At 66.3% G+C, this 20,523-nt stretch carries 15 protein-coding genes; 10 read left to right on the top strand and 5 right to left on the bottom strand.

What is annotated here, in order from left to right:
• The first annotated feature begins 91 nt into the window (after positions 1 to 91).
• Genes EXZ48_RS13260 through EXZ48_RS13235 form a run of 6 tightly spaced genes read left to right on the top strand, consistent with a single transcriptional unit; the run spans position 92 to position 6,972 of the window.
• Entirely contained in the window at positions 92 to 1,240 is a 1,149-nt protein-coding gene (locus EXZ48_RS13260) for an isovaleryl-CoA dehydrogenase (RefSeq protein ID WP_305809618.1), read from the top strand.
• Positions 1,240 to 2,847: a carboxyl transferase domain-containing protein gene (locus EXZ48_RS13255; RefSeq protein WP_130516366.1), complete on the top strand. Its 1,608-nt coding sequence runs from the start codon at positions 1,240 to 1,242 to the stop codon at positions 2,845 to 2,847. The genes EXZ48_RS13260 and EXZ48_RS13255 overlap by 1 nt, the downstream gene beginning before the upstream one ends.
• A 13-nt stretch (positions 2,848 to 2,860) precedes the next feature.
• Positions 2,861 to 3,244 carry a RidA family protein gene (locus tag EXZ48_RS13250; protein ID WP_050742562.1) on the top strand — a complete coding sequence of 128 codons (384 nt, stop codon included), beginning with the start codon at positions 2,861 to 2,863 and terminating at the stop codon, positions 3,242 to 3,244.
• A 49-nt stretch (positions 3,245 to 3,293) separates the two neighbouring features.
• Complete coding sequence (locus EXZ48_RS13245; RefSeq protein WP_130516364.1) at positions 3,294 to 5,279, top strand: acetyl/propionyl/methylcrotonyl-CoA carboxylase subunit alpha; 1,986 nt, start codon at positions 3,294 to 3,296, stop codon at positions 5,277 to 5,279.
• Positions 5,276 to 6,136 (top strand): hydroxymethylglutaryl-CoA lyase, encoded by an 861-nt coding sequence (locus EXZ48_RS13240; protein WP_130516362.1) that lies wholly within the window; start codon positions 5,276 to 5,278, stop codon positions 6,134 to 6,136. The genes EXZ48_RS13245 and EXZ48_RS13240 overlap by 4 nt, the downstream gene beginning before the upstream one ends.
• 35 nt (positions 6,137 to 6,171) lie before the next feature.
• On the top strand, positions 6,172 to 6,972 hold the full coding sequence (locus tag EXZ48_RS13235; RefSeq protein WP_130516360.1) for a crotonase/enoyl-CoA hydratase family protein: 801 nt from the start codon (positions 6,172 to 6,174) through the stop codon (positions 6,970 to 6,972).
• A gap of 163 nt (positions 6,973 to 7,135) precedes the next feature.
• On the opposite strand, the gene pbpC is transcribed toward EXZ48_RS13235, so the two are convergent.
• Both pbpC and EXZ48_RS13225 read right to left on the bottom strand, forming a co-directional pair.
• Positions 7,136 to 9,220: a penicillin-binding protein 1C gene (gene pbpC, locus EXZ48_RS13230; RefSeq protein WP_130516358.1), complete on the bottom strand. Its 2,085-nt coding sequence runs from the start codon at positions 9,218 to 9,220 to the stop codon at positions 7,136 to 7,138.
• A gap of 24 nt (positions 9,221 to 9,244) precedes the next feature.
• Complete coding sequence (locus tag EXZ48_RS13225; protein ID WP_130516596.1) at positions 9,245 to 14,695, bottom strand: alpha-2-macroglobulin family protein; 5,451 nt, start codon at positions 14,693 to 14,695, stop codon at positions 9,245 to 9,247.
• Between the two features lie 513 nt (positions 14,696 to 15,208).
• Between EXZ48_RS13225 and EXZ48_RS13220 the strand changes: the two genes are divergently transcribed.
• Positions 15,209 to 16,153, top strand: coding sequence for an AEC family transporter (locus EXZ48_RS13220; protein ID WP_050742556.1), 945 nt, complete (start codon positions 15,209 to 15,211; stop codon positions 16,151 to 16,153).
• A gap of 71 nt (positions 16,154 to 16,224) precedes the next feature.
• Here EXZ48_RS13220 and EXZ48_RS13215 read toward each other — a convergent pair whose 3' ends face one another.
• Complete coding sequence (locus EXZ48_RS13215) at positions 16,225 to 16,977, bottom strand: cytochrome c family protein (protein WP_023515735.1); 753 nt, start codon at positions 16,975 to 16,977, stop codon at positions 16,225 to 16,227.
• A 151-nt stretch (positions 16,978 to 17,128) separates the two neighbouring features.
• On the opposite strand from EXZ48_RS13215, the gene EXZ48_RS13210 reads away from it, so the two are divergent.
• The 3 genes from EXZ48_RS13210 (at position 17,129) to EXZ48_RS13200 (ending at position 19,085) form a co-directional block, all read left to right on the top strand.
• On the top strand, positions 17,129 to 17,884 hold the full coding sequence (locus EXZ48_RS13210; RefSeq protein ID WP_050742555.1) for a 3-deoxy-manno-octulosonate cytidylyltransferase: 756 nt from the start codon (positions 17,129 to 17,131) through the stop codon (positions 17,882 to 17,884).
• Between the two features lie 12 nt (positions 17,885 to 17,896).
• Positions 17,897 to 18,748: a prephenate dehydratase gene (locus tag EXZ48_RS13205; RefSeq protein ID WP_023517208.1), complete on the top strand. Its 852-nt coding sequence runs from the start codon at positions 17,897 to 17,899 to the stop codon at positions 18,746 to 18,748.
• Positions 18,749 to 18,818: 70 nt separating this feature from the next.
• Entirely contained in the window at positions 18,819 to 19,085 is a 267-nt protein-coding gene (locus EXZ48_RS13200; protein WP_245462043.1) for a hypothetical protein, read from the top strand.
• A 4-nt stretch (positions 19,086 to 19,089) separates the two neighbouring features.
• Here EXZ48_RS13200 and nudC read toward each other — a convergent pair whose 3' ends face one another.
• On the bottom strand, positions 19,090 to 20,064 hold the full coding sequence (gene nudC / locus EXZ48_RS13195) for an NAD(+) diphosphatase (RefSeq protein WP_050742553.1): 975 nt from the start codon (positions 20,062 to 20,064) through the stop codon (positions 19,090 to 19,092).
• The gene (locus EXZ48_RS13190; protein WP_024270005.1) at positions 20,061 to 20,516 is read right to left on the bottom strand and encodes an HIT domain-containing protein; all 456 of its coding nucleotides are present in this window, start codon (positions 20,514 to 20,516) and stop codon (positions 20,061 to 20,063) included. Before EXZ48_RS13190 ends, nudC begins: the two co-directional genes overlap by 4 nt.
• Between the last annotated feature and the right edge of the window lie 7 nt (positions 20,517 to 20,523).

Raw genomic sequence — 20,523 nt, 5'->3', positions numbered from 1 at the left:
CGATGGAGCCGGTCGTTCGGTTCCGCGATTTGAGGAAGCAGGCGGATGCCGGGGCATCCGGCCGGGGAGGACGGACATGTACGATGCTGCAATGAGCTTCGGGCTTGGTGAGGAAATCGACGCGCTGAGAGAGAGCGTGCGGCGTTTTGCGGGCGACCGTATCGCCCCGCAGGCGGCGGAAATCGACCGCAGCAACACTTTTCCCATGCCGCTCTGGCGTGAGCTGGGTGACCTTGGCCTGCTCGGCATCACCGCGCCGGAAAGTTTTGGCGGATCCGGCATGGGCTATCTTGCCCATTGTGTGGCGATGGAGGAGATCAGCCGCGCCTCGGCCTCGGTGGGCCTCAGCTATGGCGCCCACTCCAACCTCTGCGTCAACCAGATCGTGCGCAATGCCAGCGCCGCGCAGCGGGAAAAATACCTGCCGAAGCTGATTTCCGGCGAACATATCGGCGCGCTCGCCATGTCGGAGCCGGGGGCCGGCTCCGACGTCGTCTCGATGAAGCTGCGTGCCGAAAAGCGCGGCGACCGCTACGTGCTGAACGGCAACAAGATGTGGATCACCAACGGGCCGGATGCGGACGTGCTGGTCGTCTATGCCAAGACGGACCCGGAAGCTGGCCCGCGCGGTATCACCGCCTTCCTCGTGGAAAAGGGGTTCAAGGGCTTCTCGACGGCGCAGAAGCTCGACAAGCTCGGCATGCGCGGTTCCAACACCTGCGAACTCGTCTTTGCCGATTGCGAGGTGCCGGAGGAGAACGTGATGGGCACCGTCGGGCGCGGCGTCAACGTGCTGATGTCCGGTCTCGATTACGAGCGCGTGGTGCTCTCGGGCGGCCCGCTCGGCATCATGGCCGCCTGCCTCGACGTCGTCATCCCCTATCTGCACGAGCGCAAGCAGTTCGACCGGCCGATCGGCGAATTCCAGCTGATGCAGGGCAAGGTGGCGGACATGTATGTCGCCTTCAATGCCGCGCGCGCCTATGTCTATGCCGTCGCCGCCGCCTGCGACCGGGGCGAGACGACGCGCAAGGACGCCGCCGGCTGCATCCTGCTTTCCGCCGAGAACGCCACGAAGCTGGCCCTAGAGGCCATCCAGGCCCTTGGCGGCAACGGTTACATCAACGATTATCCGACGGGCCGCCTGCTGCGCGATGCGAAACTCTACGAGATCGGCGCCGGCACCTCGGAAATCCGCCGCATGCTCATTGGCCGCGAAATTTTCCAGGAGACGCTGTGATGCCGGTCATCCCTTCGGCCGTGAACACCCGCAGCGAAACCTTTGCGGCGAACCGCAAGGCCATGCTCGAGGCGCTCGCCCTGGTGGAGGAGGCAGCCGGCCTTGCCATGGATGGCGGCGGGGCGAAGGCGCGCGAGCGCCACGTTTCCCGCGGCAAGCTCCTGCCGCGGGACCGTGTCGCGCAATTGCTCGACCCCGGCTCTCCCTTCCTCGAAATCGGCCTCACGGCCGGTCACGGCCTCTATGACGGCGCCTCGCCCTCCGGCGGAATGATATCGGGCATCGGCCGTGTCTCCGGCCGTGAATGCATGATCGTCTGCAACGATGCCACGGTGAAGGGCGGCACCTATTATCCCATCACCGTGAAGAAGCATCTTCGCGCGCAGGAGATCGCCGCGGAGAACCGGCTGCCCTGCATCTATCTCGTCGACAGCGGGGGCGCCAACCTGCCGAACCAGGACGAGGTCTTCCCTGATCGCGATCATTTCGGCCGCATCTTCTACAATCAGGCGCAGATGTCGGCCGCCGGTATCCCGCAGGTCGCCGTCGTTATGGGCAGCTGCACGGCCGGCGGCGCCTATGTTCCGGCCATGAGTGACGAGACCGTCATCGTCGAGAACCAGGGCACGATCTTCCTTGCCGGCCCGCCCCTGGTGAAGGCTGCGACGGGGGAGGTGGTGACGGCCGAGGATCTCGGCGGCGGCGACGTGCACACCCGTCTTTCCGGCGTCGCCGACCACCTCGCGCGTGACGACCGCCATGCGCTTGCCATCGCCCGCCAGATCGCTGCCAATCTCAACACGCACAAGCCGCCGCTCGCGAAATCCGGCGAAGGCAACGCACCGCTTTACGACCCGGAAGAGTTGCTCGGCATTGTGCCGGCCGACACGCGCACGCCCTACGACGTGCGTGAGGTGATCGCCCGCGTGGTGGACGGTTCCCGCTTCGACGAGTTCAAGGCACGCTTCGGCACCACGCTCGTCTGCGGCTTTGCCGCGCTGCATGGTCTTCCGGTCGGCATCATCGCCAACAATGGCGTGCTCTTCTCCGAGGCCGCCCTCAAGGGCGCGCATTTCATCGAACTCTGCGCCCAGCGCGGCATTCCGCTGCTTTTCCTGCAGAACATCACCGGTTTCATGGTCGGCCGCAAATACGAGGCCGAGGGCATCGCCAAACATGGCGCCAAACTTGTCACCGCCGTGGCGACGGCGAAGGTGCCGAAGATCACCGTCCTGATCGGCGGCTCTTACGGCGCGGGCAACTATGGCATGTGCGGCCGGGCCTATTCGCCGCGGTTCCTCTGGACCTGGCCGAACAGCCGCATCGCCGTCATGGGCGGCGAGCAGGCGGCGGGAGTGCTTGCAACCGTCCGGCGCGAGGGCATCGAGCGCATGGGCGGCAGCTGGAGCACCGAGGAGGAGGCCGCCTTCAAGCAGCCGACCATCGACATGTTCGCCCGGCAGAGCCATCCGCTCTATGCCTCGGCACGGCTTTGGGACGACGGCATCGTCGATCCGCGCAAGACGCGCGACGTGCTGGCGCTCTCGCTCTCGGCGGCGCTCAATGCGCCGGTCGAGCCCACTCGTTTCGGCGTCTTCAGGATGTAGAGGAGGCAATGCCATGAACCGCGAAACCATCAATGCCAAGAACGCACCCGCCCCGCGCGGCGGCTATTCGCAGGCCGTGAAGATCGAGGATTTCAAGACGCTGCTGTTTATCAGCGGCCAGATCCCCGTGTCGGACGACGACAAGGTGCCGGAAACCTTCGAGGAACAGGCCCGCCTCGTCTGGCGCAACATCGATGCGCAGCTGAAGGCGGCGGGCATGTCCAAGGCCGACCTCGTCAAGGTGACGACGTTCCTCTCCGACCGGCACCACGCGACCGCCAACCGCGAGATCCGCAGCGACTATCTCGGCGCCATCGCCCCGGCGATGAGCGTCGTGGTCTGTGCCATCTTCGACGAGAAGTGGATGCTCGAGGTCGAGGCCATTGCCGCACGATAACGCGCGGGACCCCGGTCCCGCGTCTCCCTATCCGTTTGCCGGAGGCAGGATGTTCAGAAAGATCCTCATCGCCAACCGCGGCGAAATCGCCTGCCGCGTCATCGGCACCGCCCGCCGCATGGGCGTTGCGACGGTCGCTGTCTACTCCGACGCGGACCGCCAAGCCCTGCATGCTGCGATGGCCGACGAGGCCATCCGCATCGGCCCGGCAGAGGCGGCCGGCAGCTACCTGAACAGTGCGGCCATTATTGCGGCCGCCAAGGCGAGCGGTGCCGAAGCGGTGCATCCCGGCTACGGCTTCCTCTCGGAGAACCCCGATTTCGTTGAGGCGGTGGAGGCGGCGGGCCTCGTCTTCATCGGCCCTTCGGTGAGTGCGATCCGCGCCATGGGGTTGAAGGACGCCGCAAAGGCGCTGATGGAAAAGGCCGGCGTGCCGGTTGTGCCGGGCTATCATGGTGAACGGCAGGAGGCCGATTTCCTTGCCGGCGAGGCGGAGGCGATCGGCTATCCGGTGCTGATCAAGGCCCGCGCCGGCGGCGGAGGCAAGGGCATGCGGCGGGTGGAGCGGCCCGCCGATTTTGCCGCCGCGCTCGAAAGCGCCCGGCGCGAGGCGGAAAGCGCCTTCGGCGACGGACGCGTGCTGGTCGAGAAATACATGGCCAAACCCCGTCATATCGAGGTGCAGGTCTTCGGCGACGGGCACGGCAATGTCGTGCATCTCTTCGAGCGCGATTGCTCGCTCCAGCGCCGCCACCAGAAGGTCATCGAGGAAGCGCCGGCACCCGGTATGACGGCGGAGATGCGGGCCGTGATGGGGGAGGCCGCGGTGCGTGCGGCCGCGGCTATCGGCTATAGCGGGGCCGGCACCGTCGAGTTCATCGCGGACGTTTCCGAAGGCCTGCGGCAGGATCGCTTCTACTTCATGGAAATGAACACGCGCCTGCAGGTCGAGCACCCGGTGACGGAGGCGATCACCGGTCTCGATCTCGTCGAATGGCAGCTTCGCGTCGCCGCAGGCGAACCCCTGCCGAGGCGGCAGGACGAGCTTGTCATCGACGGCTGGGCCTTCGAGGCCCGGCTCTACGCGGAAAACCCGGCGCGCGACTTCCTGCCGGCGACCGGCCGCCTTACGGTCTTCGACCTGCCGGGCGAAGCGCGCATCGATTCCGGCGTGCGCGTCGGGGATATCATCACCCCATACTACGATCCGATGATCGCCAAGGTGATCACCCATGGTCGCAACCGCAGGGAGGCGCTGGCGCGGCTGGAAGCGGCGCTCGAAGCCTGCCGCGTCGGCGGGCTGACGACCAATACCGGTTTTCTCGCCCGTCTCTGCCGCCTGCCGGCCTTTGCTGCGGGCGATGTCGATACGGGCCTGATCGGTCGGGCAGGCGAGGGGTTGCTGGCCGATCCCGAAGCAGTCGAGGAGGTTTTTGCACTTGCCGCCCTCTCGGCGCTCGGCTTTCTTGACGCACCGGCCGACCCTGATCCATGGAGCCAGGTCCGCGGTTTCCGGCTGTGGAGCGAGGCGACCCGGAGCGTCTTTCTCGACCATGGCGGTGCGGAGCATGCGCTGCGGATCACCTTCCGCGGCGGCAACCGTTTCCGCGTCGAGCACGCTGGCATCGCTACCGAGATCGGCCTGCTGGCGAGCGACGGCCGGTCCGTGCGCGCGGATGTCGATGGCCGCATCCTGTCTGCGACCGTTCATCACGAGGGTGCCGATACCATCGTCTTCCTCGGCGGTCATGCCCATGCCTTTTCGCTTGCCGAGGAGGCCGGCCACGAAGGCGAGGCAGCGGCGGGTGGTGACCGGCTCTCTGCCCCGATGCCGGGGCTCGTGCGCATCGTCTCCGTCGCGCCGGGCGCGCGCGTCACCCGCGGCGATGCGCTGGTGACCATGGAGGCGATGAAGATGGAGCTGGTGCTGGCAGCCCCGCGTGACGGGGTGGTGGCCGTGGTGCCCGTCGCCGTCGGCGATCAGGTGGCCGAAGGCGCCTTGCTTTTGGCGCTGGAGCCGGAGGAGGCCGCATGAGTCGCCGCATCGAAATCGTCGAGATGGCCGCCCGCGACGGCCTGCAGAACGAGAAGGCGATCATCCCCGCCGCGGACAAGATTGCGCTGATCGATCGCCTCTCGGATTGCGGATTCCGCCGCATCGAGGCGACGAGCTTCGTCAGCCCGAAATGGGTGCCGCAGCTTGCCGACGGAGCCGAGGTGATGGCCGGTATCGCGCGCCGGCCGGGTGTTTCCTATGCGGCGCTGGTGCCCAACATGAAGGGTTACGAGGCGGCGAAAGCCGCCGGTGTCGATGAGGTCGCCGTCTTCCTCTCCGCCTCCGAAGGCTTTTCGCAGGCCAACCTCAACTGCTCGATCGCCGAGAGCATCGAGCGGGCCCGGCCGGTCGCGCAAGCGGCGAAAGCCGATGGCATTCCGCTGCGCGGCTATGTCAGCTGCGTCGTACAATGCCCCTATGACGGCCCGGTGGCTCCCGCCGCCGTGGCATGGGTGGTCGGGCAGTTGCTGGCTCTTGGTTGCCACGAGGTGAGCCTTGGCGACACGATCGGCCGCGCCCGGCCGGAAGAGGTCGCGGCCATGCTGGATGTCGTGCTGACGATTGCCGCGCCGGAAAGGCTCGCCGGCCATTTTCACGATACGGGCGGGATGGCGCTCGACAATATCCGCGTCGCGCTGGATCATGGACTTGCCGTCTTCGATGCCTCGGTCGGTGGGCTCGGTGGCTGCCCCTATGCGCCGGGTGCGCGCGGCAATGTGGATACGCTTGCCGTCGCCGACATGCTAGCGGCGGCGGGGTTCGAGACGGGCCTCGACCGGGAGAAGCTGGCGCTGGCCGCCGTTTTCGCGCGCCGGATCTCCGGCAAGGGCGCCTAGCATTTTGCGCCCTTGCGGGGCGAGGAGGTGAAGCCATGAATTTCGAGACGATTTCCGTATCCGTCGACCGGCGCGGCGTGGCTATGCTCACGCTGCGCCGCCATGCGCAGCACAATGCGCTGTCCGGCCCGATGATCCGCGAACTGACGGCGGTCGCCGGCCTTCTCGGCGAGGACAGGGCCGTGCGCCTCGTCGTGCTCACCGGCGAGGGCGAAAGCTTCTGCGCCGGCGGTGATCTCAACTGGATGAAGGAGCAGATCGCGGCCACGCGCGAGGTGCGCATCGTGGAGGCACGCCGGCTTGCGGTGATGCTGAAGGCGCTGCGCGACCTGCCCAAGCCGCTCGTTGCCCGGGTCAACGGCCAGGCCTATGGCGGAGGTGTCGGGCTCGTCAGCGTCTGCGATGCGGCGATCGCGGTGGAAGGTGCGCGCTTCGGCCTGACGGAAACCCGCCTCGGCCTCATCCCGGCGACGATCAGCCCCTATGTCGCCGCCCGTATCGGCCCCGCCGCCTTCCTGCGCTTCGCTACGTCCGCTCGTCTGTTCGATGCACCGACCGCACGCGATATCGGCCTCCTCAGCGCCGTCGTTCCGGCCGAGGCACTGGACGCGGCGGTCGAGGCCGAGATCGCCCCCTATTTCGCGGCCTCGCCGGAGGCGGTCGCGGCGGCGAAGGCGCTTGCCCACGCGCTTGCCCCGCCGATCGACGACAAGGTCATCGACATGACCCTGACGCGCCTGGCCGACACCTGGGAGACGCCGGAAGCGGCGGAGGGGGTCACGGCGTTTCTGGAAAAGCGCAAGCCGGGATGGGTGCTGACGGATACGGCAAGGTAGTGTCCCGGTGACGTCGCAGCTCTGGCGTTACCCCTGACGCTAGCCCTCTTCCCGCATGCGGGGGACGCGCCCTGCCAATGGGTAATGGTTGGGGAAACCGGATATCTCCTTCGCCCCGCTTGCGGGGAGAAGGTGCCGGCAGGCGGATGAGGGGCGACCCACGCTACTCGATGAACACCCTGACGCTGGCTGCCCGCCCGGCGGCGTCGATGACGGTCAGCGTCGAGAAACCAGCCCCCTCCGGCATCCACTGCGTCGTGCGCCGGCGCGCGGCATCGGGCAGGACCTTGCCGTTGGCGAGCCAGCGGAAGGGCGCCCGTCCGCCCTGGAGTTTCAGCACGAGCGGTGAGATGTCTTTGCCGGTCGTCGCGCCGAGTTCCACATGGGCGCCTTCCGGCGGATAGACGATTTCCGGTGCCGGTTCGCGTGCGGTCGTGGCCACAAGGCCGCTTGCCGTGGTCGAGAAGCGGCGAAGGCTTGCCGGAAGCTCGGATTGCACAATGCGCACCGCGCCGGCTGGTGCGCGCGGCAGTGCGGTGATGGCGAGGCCGGACCGGGCGAAGGCTTCGAACAGGATGGGCGCGGCGGCGCCGTAGCCGGTGAGGCCCGGCACCGCGCCGTTGTCGGCCCGGCCAACCCAGACGCCCAGCACATGGCGGCCGTCATACCCGACGGACCAGGCATCGCGGTAGCCGTAGCTCGTGCCGGTCTTGTAGGCGATACCGAGGCGGCGGCTGCCGGTGGGCGGCGTGACGCCGGAAAGCACATCCGAGACATGCCAGACGGCGACGGGGTCGAGCAGCGGATCGCCCGTTATCCCCGCTGCGTCGCGCACGATGCCATCGCCAAGGCGCACCGGCAGGCCGCGATTGGCAAGCGCCGCATAGAGCTGGGTGAGGTCGCGCAGCGTGATGCCGACGCCGCCAAGGCCGATGGCAAGGCCGGGCGTTTCGCCCGGCGGCAGCTCGGGATGCACCTCCGCGCGGCGGAAGCGCACCATCAGCCGCGTCGGGCCGACCGCCTCCAGCAGGCGCACGGCGGGCACGTTCAGCGACAGCTGCAGCGCTTTGCGCACGCTGACGTCCCCCTGGTAGGTCATGTCGAAATTGCGCGGACGATAGCCGGAAAAGTCGGCAGGCCGATCCTCGACGATGGTTTCCTGCGCGACGAGGCCTTCCTCGAAGGCAAGGCCGTAGATGAAGGGTTTCAGCGCCGAGCCGGGCGAGCGGCGGATGCGCGTCATGTCGATCCAGCCGGCACGGCTGCCGTCGAAATAGTCCGCCGAGCCGACCTCGCCGAGGATCTCGCCGGTGCGGGCATCGGCCATCACCATGGCGATCGAGACCTTTGGGCCGAGTCGCTCGGCCGCCTCGCGCGCCACCGTCTCCAGCCCGTCCTGCACGGTGCGGTCGAGCGTCGTCCTGTGTTCGGCCGCCTTGGTATCCTTGCGCAGCGCAAGCTCCGAAAGGTGCGCGGCATAGGCGGGAAGCTGGCGGCGGCGGTCGGGCACCGCTTCCGCGCTGGCGCGCTCCGCCTCGCCCTCGCCGATGATCTCGGAAACGGCCATGCGAGCGAGCACGCGCTCGCGCGCCTTCTCCGCAACAGCGCGGTGCCGGTCCGGCCGGCGCTTTTCGGGAAGCTGCGGCAGGGCGACGAGAAGGGCGGCTTGGGCGACGGAAAGACGCTTCGGCTCCTTGCCGAACCAGGCGAGGCTGGCCGCACGTACACCTTCCAGATTGCCGCCATAAGGAGCGAGCGTCAGGTAGAGATCGAGGATCTCGGCCTTGGAGAGGCGCCGTTCGAGCTGGACCGCGCGGGCCATCTGGCGCAGCTTGGCCAGCATCGAGCGGTTCTCGCGCGGCTCGATCAGCCGGGCGACCTGCATGGAAAGCGTGGAGGCGCCGGAGACGATGCGGCCATTCGTGACGAACTGCCCGGCCGCACGCAGCAGCGCCAGCGGGTCGATACCCGCATGCTCGTGAAAACGCCGGTCCTCATAGGCCACAAGCATGCGCAGAAACTGCGGATCGACATCGGCAGCCGTGGTCTTCAGCCGCCAGAGCCCGTCCGGCGTCGCGAAGGCCCGCAGCAGGCGGCCGTCGCGGTCGAGCACTTCCTTTGAAACGGTGTCCGCCACGGTGACCGGCGGCGGATAGGCGCGATCGGCATAGTCGAGCCCGGCGGCGAGGGCGGCGATGAACGCCGCCCCGCCGAGGGAGCCTATCAGGAGCTTGCGCCAGAGCGCCATTGGCCTGTCCTCTCGCTCAGCCCCTTACTCGGCCTTGACGACCTGCATGCGGCCGGTTGCCGTGCGGGCGGAGTATTGCGGACGGTACATGTCCTCCACCTGTGCGGCCGGGTGGTCGTAGGTGCCCGGTGTCACGGCGCGCACGACGTAGGCGAGCGTCACCTCGCGATTGTCGCCTGCGCTGCGGTTGAAGGCCGCGACGAAGCGGTCGTAGCGGAACTCCGTATGGGCAGGCTCGATCTCGCCGATCCAGTCGAAATTCGCCAGCTTCGCGCTGTCGACGAGGCTCGGATTGTCGATCTCGAAGCCGGCGGGCAGGAGGTCGGTTATGATGATGCGCGACGGCCAGTCATTGTGCTCCGTCACTTTCAGCACCACGACGTAGCGCTCGTTCTGCGTCGCCTCGGAGACGTTCGCCTCCTCGCCGTCCAGCGTGTAGTAGCTGCGCTCGATGGCAAAGCCGTCGCCGCCGGCCGGCAGCGGGTCGGCCGGGGCTGCCACCGTCGTCAGCATGGCCGAGACTGGCTCGCCGGTACGGTTGGCAACCGTCAGTGGGTTCTCCATCAGCGCCTTGCCCGTCATCTGCGCGGCGTAGCCGCCGGAATGCGCGGCGCCGTTGATCTCGAGCTCCAGGCCCTTGTCGGCATCCTTCACGGAACGGGCGGCGAGCAGCATCCAGGTCTGTTCCTGCGTGCTGGTCCAGCGCTTGTCTTCCCACTGCTTGGCGACGAGCTTCGTTAGGTCCGGAATGATGGTGGGAACCGGGCGGGCTTCGGCTGCAAGCGCCAGAATGGCAGCCCCGTCACGCAGCGACGAACCGTAGTCGGTGCGCGAGAGGCTGGCATTCAGCACGCTGTCGCGCGACAGGCCGAGTGCATTGGAGAAGATCGTCATCGAGCGTTGCGCATCGCCGTAGAGCCCGAGCGCGGCGGCAAGGTGCGCGCGGGAGAGCGGCGAGGAGAACTCCGAGAGCTTCGTGTCGGCATAGTAGCGCAGGTCGCTGATCGCGGCCTTGCGGTTGCGGGCGAGCACATAGAGCGCATAGGCGATCTCGTTGCCCTGGCTGGAGACGTTGACGTCGTAGGAGATGGCGTTCTGCAGGTTGGAAAGCGCCTGCAGCATGGCCTGTTCCGGCACGTCGAACTTCTGCTCGCGGGCCCGCGTCAGGAAGTCCGTGACGAAGGCGTCGAGCCACAGGTCGCCGTAGCTCGGCCCCCAGAGGCCGAAGCTGCCGGAGGAGGACTGGTTGGCCAGCACGCGATAGATCGCGTCCTGCACGCGCTTCTGCGTTTCCGTGTCCTCGGCAAGGCCGGACTGTTTGGAGAGCTCGCTGAGATAGAGCAGCGGCAATGCACGGCTGGTCGTCTGCTCCGTGCAGCCATAGGGATAGCGGTCGAGGGCCATCAAGAGTGCCGGGATGTCGAAGGCGGCGGCGCGCGAAACGCTGAGGCTGACGGAGGCGCCGGCAAGCTGGCTGTCGGCCAGGAGTTGGTCGTCGATCGTCAGGCTGCCATTGGCGGCGATCTCGATCGGCCGGCGCGTGGTGATCGGCATGGCGGCCGGGCGCACCGGCACGTTGAGCGCCTGCTCCAGCGACATGCCGGAACCGTTCGAGAGCTTGACCGTCACGACGCCGTCGCCGGCCTCGCCGCCGATCAACGGCAGGGTGAGCGCCGTCTTGCCGCCCGGCTCGAGCCGCAGCGTCTGGCCCGCACCGGTCTGCTCGACCATCACGGAGGCGTTGTGGGTGACTTCGACCATGTAGTCACCGGCCGGGGCATCGGTGTTGGTGATGTCGAGCCTCAGGTCGGCGCGGTCCCCGGGAGCGAGGAATTTCGGCAGGCTCGCGGTTACCACGACCGGATCGCGGATGACGACGTCCTTCGACGCGCTGCCGACGCCGGTCTTCGTCCAGCCGACGGCCATGATGCGGGCCGTTCCGTTGAATTGCGGAATGTCGAAGCTGACCTTGGCCTTGCCTTCCGCATCGAGCTTCACAGGGCCGGCGAAGAAGGCAACGAGCTTTTCGGTCGGTGGATTGCCGGAAAGCGCCCCTTCGCCGCCGTCGCCGCCGGTGCGCAGCCGCCCGGTGGCACCGAGCGAGCCGTCGATCAGCCGGCCGTAGAGGTCGCGAATCTCCATGCCGAGCCGGCGCTGGCCGAAATACCAGCCGGCCGGATCGGGCGCTTCGTAGCGGGTGAGGTTGAGGATGCCGACATCGACGGCGGCGACCGTGATATAGGCTTCCTCATTGGCGCCTGCGCCGGCAAGGGTAAGCTCGATATCGAGCGGCTGGCGCGGCAGCGTCTTTTCCGGAACGTCGAGTGCGACATTCAGCTTGCGGTCGGCCGGATCGACCTTCAGCCAGGTGATGCCGATGGCGCGCATCGGCATGCGGCTTTCCTGGTCCGTCCCCGGACGGAAGAGCGTCGCTGTGACGTAGGAACCGGGACCCCATTCCCTGGTAATCGGTATTTCCACCTCGCCGCCCTCGGCACCGATGGCGGCGGTCTGGGTGGCGATCAGGCTTTCGGCGCCGATGGTGATCAGCACCTGGCCGGCATGGCGCGACGAGATCTTCAGTTTGGCCGTGTCGCCGACCGCATAGTTTTCCTTGTCGAGCGAGATTTCGAGCGCGTCGGGCGTTTCCGTCGAGGTTGCGGCGACATACCAGCCGGCGTCGAACTCGATGCTGGTCGCCGGGCCTTCGGGCTCCGCGCTTTCCACTTCCAGGCGATAGCGGCCCCAGGTGACAGGCACCGATATGCGCCCGCCATCCTTACCGGCATCGACCGTGCCGTCGGCGATCTGCTTGGTCGAAAGCACCGGCTCGTAACGCCACGAGCTGCCGTCGCGATACCATTGGTAGTTCCGCTCGACGGCGAGCAGCTTCCAGGGCATGCCCTGCATCGCCTGCCGGGAGCCATCCGGCGCCACAGCGACGACGGTGAAGTTGGCAACGCTGTTTTCCGCAAGTCCATCGGAAAATTCCGGCTTTACGCCGATCATCGCACCGGCCGCCTTGACCGGGAGGGTCAGGTTGCGCTCGACGGCGCGGCCGCCCTCTTCCATCATGCGCAGCGTGACCAGCGCTTCGAGGCGCTGGGTGGTCGAGGGAAGGTCGGCGATGTTCACCTCGAAGGTCGTCTTGCCGTCGTCGTCGAGAACGTCGAGGCCTTCGAGCGGCGTGGTGCTTTCCTCGAGTGCCTCCTCGTCGGCAAGACCGAAGACGTAGCCGGGAAAGGCGGCGTCCTGGCGGGTCGGTTTCAGGGCGACATCACCCTCGATCTCAAGGCCCGCGCCCGGCGCGCCGTAGAGGTAGCGGCCTTCGACGGAGACCTCCGCGGGAACGCCGGTCTCGATGGCCTTCGTTTCGCTCGCCATGTCGAATTCGATGCGGTCGGGCACGAAATCGTCGACGAGAAACTGCTTTTCGCCGATCGCGCTCCCCTTGGGATCGGTGAAGATCTGCATGGTCCAGGTGCCGCGCATGCTGTTTTCCTGCAGCGGCAGATCGACGGCATGGCCGCCGAGCGCGGCACCGTCGCTGACGATGCGGCGATCCTCTACGCCATCAGGGCGATTGAAGACGAAGGTGAGCGGCAGTTTTTCGACGGCATTGGCTTCGATGTCGCGGGCGAGCGCCGTCGCGTGCACGGTCTCGCCGGCACGGTAGATGCCGCGCTCGGTCCAGGCGAGCACGTCGATGGCGCCTGGTGCCGGCCGGCCGGTGACGCCGCGGTCCGAGAGGTCGAAGCCGGCGCGTGTCATGTCGAGGAAAACGAAGTCGGACGTGCCTTTCTTTGCGAGGATCACGGCTGGCGTGTTGGCGGCGGTGCCGCGCATCAGGCCGGCGGTGAAGGTCGCGCGGCCGTCCGCATCGGTCGTCGCGGTGCCGAGCACCTCGTTGTTCTTGGCGATCAGCTGAAGCTCGACGCCGTCGAGCGGGCCAGCGCTGTCGAGCGAGCGGGCGAAGACGTTGAGGCCATCCGTGCCGGCATAGGTGGTGAGGCCGACATCCGAGACGACGAACCACTGTGTCGCCTTGGCATCCCATTCGTTGGAGCGGCCGTTCGAGGCGGCGGCGGTCAGGACATAGACGCCGGGCTTGCGCTCCGGCAGCGCCTCGTCGACCGGGAAGCTGGTGACGACGTCCTTGTTGAGCTCGGGCGAGATATCGATCTTGCCCTGCCAGACGAGTTCGCCGTTATCGTTTTCGATGCGGCTGGCGGAGTAACCGTCGAGCTGGGTGAGGAAGCGGCTTTCGGAAAGCAGCGAGGTGATGGCACGGTCACCGACGCGATAGAGCTTCAGGTCGGCGCTGTCGGTGTTGACGGAAACGATCGGGATGCCGCGGCGCACGCTTCCCGGCAGCACGAAGCCGTCGCCGGTGAAGCGCACCATGGCGGCGCGGTCCTGCACATAGATGTCGAGGTCGACGACCGATTCCAGCGGCTCGTCGACCGCCGACGGCAGGCCCGGGCGGAAGGCGATCTTGTAGCGCTGGCCGTGGTTCAGTCCCTCGACGCAGATCTGCCGGTCTTTGGCCTCCACGGCTTTCGGTGCCGCGCCGTCCAGCGTCACGAACGATGCATAGTCCGCGCCGGACTTGACGAGCGGTTCGGAGAACTCGACGCAGGCCCGTGGTGTCGCGCTGTCGGAATCGATGGTGTGGTTGACGACGCGGAAGCCCTGGCGGGCGCGGAGGCCGAGATAGGCCGAACGCACGGCGACGTCCTCCTTCAGCTCCAGACTTGCCTTGTAGGCATTGATACCGGCGCGATAGTTGCCCGACTTGTCGAGCGTGTCGGCAAGCACCGCCAGCGCCCGGGCGCGGGTTTCCGTCGTGCGCGAGAGGTCATAGGCATTGATCGCCGCAAGCGCACCTTGGCCGGCGAGGTAGCTGTTGTTGTAGGCGCGAGACATGGATTCGGCGGTCTCGATCCAGAGATAGTAGTCGTCCGGCGTCAGCGAAAGCGCACCCTTGAAGGCGATCAGCGCCTGGTCGAAGCGGCCAGACGCGGTCTCGATGCGGCCGAGCGAGGCAAGGCTTTCCGCGCCCTGGCCGGTATGCTCGGCGGCGAGCGACAGCGAATTGCGGAAGGAGCGGGCGTCGCTCATCATGTAGTCGCTGATGAAGGCCATGGCCGGCGGTGCGCCGATATCGGCGGCGGCGTCCGCACGCACGATCTTGCCGGCGACTGCGCCCTGGAAATGGTTGAGCTGGTTGAAGTCGCTCTTCAGGAAGCACCATTTCACCTTGGGATTATAGGTGAAGGCGCGGCAGGACAGGTCGTCGACGCAATCGGTCTTGCACTGGTCGAGCGTGACGTCCTGCACGGTGCGCAGGTCGAAGCCGAAATAATCGCTGTTCTCGCTCGTGACCACGGTGCGCGTTTCCTGCGCGCCTGCAGGGAGGGGAGGGGAGGCGACGGCAGCCAGAAGAAGTGCCGAGAAACCGAAGAATGCGCGCATAGACATGAAGTCCTCCTAACGCTGCCCGTCTCGTTGCCGCCGCCACTGTCCAGACCCGGATACGGCTTGTCAATCGAAAGACGGAGCGCGTCGGGAGGGCCGGAAAGGGGGTGGCGCATGGAACCAGGGGGAAGACGTTTCAGCGTCGCTGTTCAATCGCCGGAAATGCGAAATTTTTTGGCAAGGCGCCGCGTTAACCTTTTGTTAACCATATCGGCGCAGACTTCAAATCACGGGCGAACCGTTTCTGTCATATCGCTGTAACAGCGGGCCGATAGAAGCATCGTCAGACACGAAAGTCGTGTTTCGCAAGCGCGGTGACCACGGATGTACTGGCACCCCGTGTGAAACACTTCCCCGGCCAGGCCGGGATGAGGAAGCGGGGGGATAACCCTCGCTTTTTTCATTTGCGCGCTGCCCTTTCGCGCTGGACCCTCCCCGGGCTTTGCCATACCCATGAGGCCTGCAGGGTACTCGTCCTGCCAATTTTTCCCTGCTCCCCGGGACGGTTTCATGTCCGACGTCGCCCTCAATGTTCTGCCCATCTTCGCGCTGATTTTCATCGGCTGGCTGCTCGTGCGCACCGGTTACCTGCGCGAGGCGCTGGGGGAGGGGCTGGGAGAGTTCGTCTTCCGGGTCGCCGTGCCCGTCCTCTTGTTCCGCACCATCGCGGAGGCCGATTTCGCCGGCGAGTCGCCCCTGCGCATCTGGATCGGCTATTTCGCCGGTGTTGCCTTCACCTGGACGGTCGCGCATCTCGTCGCCACGCTCGGCTTCAGGCGCGACCGCCGGATCGGCGTGCTTGCCGGCGTTTCCTCCGCCTTCGCCAACACGGTCTTCATCGGCTTGCCGCTGGTCTCGCGCATCGTCGGTGAGGAGGGGCTGGTGGCGATCTCGGTGCTGCTTTCCGTACACCTGCCGGTCATGATGATCGCTGGCACGATCCTGATGGAGCGGGCAGAGCGCAAGGACGGCACGCGCGAGCCGCAGAGTATCGGCACGCTCCTTCTCGGTATCGGCAAGAGCCTGGTGCGCAATCCGCTGGTGATAGGCCTCGTCGCCGGAGCGCTGTTCCATACCGGGGGCGTGCCACTGGCCGGGCCCGTCAAGGTGGTGGTCGACCAGCTGGCGGGGGCGGCGGCGCCGGCAGCGCTGATCTCGATCGGCATGGCGCTCAACAAGTACAAGGTCGGCGGCAATGCCGGCATCGCGCTTGCGATGACCAGCCTCAAGCTCGTGCTGCTGCCGGGCTCGGTCTATGTCGCCTGCCGGCTGCTCGGCCTCAGCCCGGAATGGACGGCGGCAATGGTGCTGTGCTCCTCGGTGCCGACGGGCATCAATGCGTGGCTGCTCGCCAACCATTTCGGCGTCGGTCACGCGCTTGCCTCATCGACGATAACAATGACGACGGCGCTCGGCGTCTTCACGGTTTCCTTCTGGGCCTGGCTCCTGGGGTGAGGCTGTTTCCTTGTGGCGGCAATAAAAAACCCGGCGCGATGGCCGGGTTTTTCGTCTTGTGCGCTGGCGTCTTACTGAGCCGGCTGTTCCGTGGTGGTGCCCTGCGTTGCGGTGCCGCCTTCTGCCGGGGCTGCGCCCTCGGTCGTCGTTGCGCCGCCTTCTGCGGGTGCTGCGCCTTCCGTCGTGGTGGCAGCGCCATCAGCAGGAGCTGCGCCTTCGGTTGCCGTCGCACCGTCTGCCGGAGCCGCCGCGCCTGCATCCGCACCTTCGCTGGAAGCGGTCGGCAGCGGAGCCGGGTTGTCGGAGAGCGTGCGCAGATAGGCGATCAGGTTGGCGCGTTCGTCGTTCTTCTTCAGGCCGGCAAAGCCCATGGCGGTGCCGGGAACGTGCTTCTTCGGCGCCTCCAGGAAGAAGCTGAGGTGGTCGTAGTCCCAGACGATCTTGTGGCCTTCGGAGAAGGTGGTCATGCCGGCAGAGTAGCTGAAGCCCTCATGCGAGGCGACCGGGCGGTTCACGATGTCCCAGAGACCGGGTCCGACCTTGTTCGGTCCGCCCTTCTCCGTGGTGTGACAGCTCGCACATTTCTTGAAGACGGTTTCGCCGGCTGCCGCGTCGGCGGTCGCGAGCAGCGTGGCGATCGGAACGACTGCAGCAGCTTCGCCGCCGCCGGCTGCCTCGCCGCCGGTTTCCTCTGCCACGATCGCGAAGCCTTCCTTCTCGGGAGCGCCCGAATGGAAAATGCCTTCAGAAGCGATCGACACGGACATCAGTACGAAAACGGTGCCGAGCAGGGCACCTACGCCCATGTTCACATAAGAGTTCATCCAAACGCTCCCCTAGGAACCGGCGGACACACGCCGGCCAGTCTTGAAATCGCGCGGAACCTATGTCTTTTGCTGCTTCGTTGCAACAGTGATTGTAGCCCCCGCACTGAGACTTTTTGACACTTTTCCCGGGGGTTTTGAAGGGCTGCAGATGAATTCCGCCAATTTTGACAAGACCCTCGTTCTCATTCCCGCGCGCATGGCCTCGACTAGGCTTCCGGGCAAGCCGCTCGCCGACATTGCGGGCCTGCCGATGATCGTGCAGGTTGCGCGCCGCGCGGCCGAGGCCAATGTCGGACGGATCGTCGTTGCCGTCGATCACCAGGATATCTTTGACGCGGTGGTGGCCGCCGGCTTCGAGGCCGTGATGACCCGTGTCGACCACCAGTCCGGTTCCGACCGCATCCATGAGGCGCTGACCAAGAGCGATCCCGAGGGACGGGCCGAAATCATCATCAACGTGCAGGGCGACCTGCCGACGATCGATCCGGAGACGATCCGCGCCGCCCTTCGCCCGCTGGAAAATGCCGCGACCGACATCGCCACCCTGACCACCGAGATTCGCGACGAAGAAGAAAAGACCAATCCGAATGTCGTGAAGGTCGTCGGCTCGCCGCTCAGCGACAGTCGCCTGCGCGCTCTTTATTTCACGCGCGCGACGGCGCCGCACGGCAAGGGTCCGCTCTACCACCATATCGGCCTCTACGCCTACCGTCGCAAGGCGCTGGAAGCCTTCGTCGCGCTGAAGCCCTCGACGCTCGAAAAGCGGGAATCGCTGGAGCAGTTGCGCGCCCTCGAAGCGGGTATGCGCATCGATGCCGAGATCGTTGACACCGTTCCGCTGGGTGTCGATACTCCGGCCGACCTCGAAAAGGCCCGCGCCATGCTCGCGGCCACCCCTCTCTGACCGGACCCCGCCATGATCATGAAGACCAACAGGATCGCCTTCCAGGGCGAGTTTGGCGCCAATTCCGACATGGCCAGCCGCGATATGTTCCCGAACATGGAGCCGCTGCCCTGCCAGACCTTCGAGGACGCGTTCCTGGCCATCGAGAACGGTGACGCCGACCTCGGGATGATTCCGATCGAGAACACGATCGCCGGCCGAGTCGCCGACATCCATCACCTGCTGCCGGAATCGCGGCTGCATATCATCGGCGAATATTTCATGCCGATCCGCTTCCAGCTCATGGTGTTGCCGGGTGTGGCGAAGGACGAGATCCGCACGGTGCACAGCCATATCCACGCACTCGGCCAGTGCCGCAAGATCGTCCGCCTCAACGGCTGGAAGCCGGTGATCGCGGGTGATACGGCGGGCGCGGCCAAGCTCGTCTCGGAAACCGGCGACCGCACCATGGCTGCACTCGCCCCGCGCCTTGCGGCCGATCTCTACGGCCTCTCCATCGTCGCGGAGAATGTCGAGGATACGGAAAGCAACGTCACCCGCTTCGTCGTGCTGTCGCGCGAGACGGCGCCGGTGGAGCGGGATGGAGACGAGATCATCGTCACCACTTTCGTCTTCAATGTGCGCAACATCCCGGCTGCGCTCTACAAGGCGCTCGGCGGTTTCGCGACGAATGGCATCAACATGACGAAGCTGGAAAGCTACCAGATCGGCGGCAAGTTCTACGCCACGCAGTTCTATGCCGATATCGAAGGCCACCCGGACGATCTGCCGGTGCGCCGGGCGCTGGAGGAGCTTCGCTTCTTTTCTGAAAAGGTCCGCATCCTCGGCACCTATCGCGCCCATCCGATGCGCAGTGCGTTCTGAGACTTGACGATCGTCAGACGGGCCGGAACCGGCCCGTTGCAGGGGCATTTCCAAAGGGAACGGGCCGCAGGTGGCGGCCCTTTCCGAGAAAGGAGATGCTCATGCGCACGATTACCACATAACGATCCTCGTCTCGTCGATGGTGAATGCCGTCGTCTTCGGCGTTGGCGCCGTTGCCATTCTGGCGATACCGTCACTCGATGCACAGGCCAAATACCCGCTGCCGGCCTGGATCGCCCTCACCGTTGTCATAAGCCCCGTCATCGCCCGTCTTCTGGCACCGCGCGTACGGCTGCGCGAACACCCCGGCGACCGGCCGCATCCCGGTTGGCGCTGACGGTTCAGACCGTCCAGTCCAGCCAGTCGCGCATCAGGCGGTGCGCGATGGCACCCTTGGGCGGCGGAGTGGTGGTGCCGGGCGCAACCCCGGACGTGGCACTGCGCGCGATCATCGCCGCCGTCTCCTCGCGGGTGAACCAGCGGCAATCCTCCAGCTCCTGCTCATCGCGGCGGATGTCGAAGGAAATCGCCTCGCCGTAGCAGCCGATCATCAGTGAATGCGGCATAGGCCAGGGCTGCGAGGCATGGTAGCGCACGCGCCCCACCTTGATACCGGATTCCTCCAGCGTCTCGCGGCGCACCGTATGCTCGATCGTTTCGCCGGGCTCGAGGAAACCCGCGAGGCAGGAATACATGCCCTCGGGGAAATGCGGTGAACGACCGAGCAGGCAGAGATCCCGCTCGATGTCGATGACCAGCATGATCGCGACCGGATCGGTGCGCGGAAAGATCGTGTGGCTGCAGGCCTCGCAGACGCGGCGGTAGCCGCCGATCTCCGAGCGGGTCGGCGCGCCGCACTTGCCGCAGAAACGGTTGTTGCCGTTCCAGGTCATCAGGCTGGAGGCCTGGGCGAACTGTCCGAGCAGGTCGTCGTCGAGCATCTGCTGGCGGTAGAGCGTGCGCCCGTCCGCCGCCTTCAGCGGCTCCTGCAGGGTCTCGGGATCGGCTCCGACGGGGATCGCCAGCCGTGGCTCGCCGTTCTTCAGGTAGCCGAGCAGGATGGCTTCCTCCGGCACGGGGCCGAGCTCGGCGAGCTCGTAGGGCGCAAACAGCGGGTCGATGATCTTCTCGTCGTGTTTGACGACGAGTTTTCCCCCGGCGATCGCGAAGGCATGCACAGTCTCCGCCTTGAAGGCCTGTTCCAGGCAGTCCGGCGCGCGGTGCTCCGACTGGCGGTCGAGGCTGTTCTCCGCGAACGCCACCATGGTGCTGGGTTCGGGGTGCGGGCGGTAGAGATCGAAGAGCGATGGCTTCATGGTGTCAGCGCGTCCAGGATTTTGGCCGAGAAGGCCTTGGTTTCGTCGGCCGTGCGCGGTTCGGCGGTGCCGAAGCCCCAGACGGGGCCGGGCCAGTTCGCATCCCCCTCGCTGCGTGCGATGACATGAACATGCAGCTGGCGGACGATGTTGCCGAGCGCGGCGACATTGATCTTCGTCGCTCCCGTCACCGTCTTCAGTGCTTCGGCGACAAGCGTCGTCTCGAAGGTCAGCATGGTCTGGTCGAGGGGCGTCAGGTCGAAAATCTCGCTGGCGCCGGGCCGCTGCGGCACCAGCATCAGCCAGGGCCAGCGGCTGTCTTTCATCAGGCGCAGCTCGCAAAGGCCGATCTTGGTGAGAAGATCGCTGTCGCGTACGATCCGTTCGTCGAGTTGAAAGTCGCTCAAGGGGTTCTCCCGGCATGCCTGTTTCCTAGAGTCATGCCACGGCATCCAAATT

The organism is Shinella sp. JR1-6 (assembly GCF_004284735.1).
Lineage (GTDB): Bacteria > Pseudomonadota > Alphaproteobacteria > Rhizobiales > Rhizobiaceae > Shinella.
This window is presented reverse-complemented; position numbering and strand designations above follow the sequence as displayed.

Excerpts from the sequence above, each read along its gene's own strand:
- EXZ48_RS13235 (WP_130516360.1), top strand. The coding sequence starts at position 6,172 with ATGAATTTCGAGACGATTTCCGTATCCGTCGACCGGCGCGGCGTGGCT.
- EXZ48_RS13220 (WP_050742556.1), top strand. The coding sequence starts at position 15,209 with ATGTCCGACGTCGCCCTCAATGTTCTGCCCATCTTCGCGCTGATTTTC.
- pbpC (WP_130516358.1), bottom strand. The coding sequence starts at position 9,220 with ATGGCGCTCTGGCGCAAGCTCCTGATAGGCTCCCTCGGCGGGGCGGCG.
- EXZ48_RS13255 (WP_130516366.1), top strand. The coding sequence starts at position 1,240 with ATGCCGGTCATCCCTTCGGCCGTGAACACCCGCAGCGAAACCTTTGCG.
- EXZ48_RS13260 (WP_305809618.1), top strand. The coding sequence starts at position 92 with ATGAGCTTCGGGCTTGGTGAGGAAATCGACGCGCTGAGAGAGAGCGTG.
- EXZ48_RS13215 (WP_023515735.1), bottom strand. The coding sequence starts at position 16,977 with ATGAACTCTTATGTGAACATGGGCGTAGGTGCCCTGCTCGGCACCGTT.
- EXZ48_RS13240 (WP_130516362.1), top strand. The coding sequence starts at position 5,276 with ATGAGTCGCCGCATCGAAATCGTCGAGATGGCCGCCCGCGACGGCCTG.
- EXZ48_RS13225 (WP_130516596.1), bottom strand. The coding sequence starts at position 14,695 with ATGCGCGCATTCTTCGGTTTCTCGGCACTTCTTCTGGCTGCCGTCGCC.
- EXZ48_RS13210 (WP_050742555.1), top strand. The coding sequence starts at position 17,129 with ATGAATTCCGCCAATTTTGACAAGACCCTCGTTCTCATTCCCGCGCGC.
- EXZ48_RS13190 (WP_024270005.1), bottom strand. The coding sequence starts at position 20,516 with ATGCCGTGGCATGACTCTAGGAAACAGGCATGCCGGGAGAACCCCTTG.
- EXZ48_RS13205 (WP_023517208.1), top strand. The coding sequence starts at position 17,897 with ATGATCATGAAGACCAACAGGATCGCCTTCCAGGGCGAGTTTGGCGCC.
- EXZ48_RS13245 (WP_130516364.1), top strand. The coding sequence starts at position 3,294 with ATGTTCAGAAAGATCCTCATCGCCAACCGCGGCGAAATCGCCTGCCGC.
- EXZ48_RS13250 (WP_050742562.1), top strand. The coding sequence starts at position 2,861 with ATGAACCGCGAAACCATCAATGCCAAGAACGCACCCGCCCCGCGCGGC.
- nudC (WP_050742553.1), bottom strand. The coding sequence starts at position 20,064 with ATGAAGCCATCGCTCTTCGATCTCTACCGCCCGCACCCCGAACCCAGC.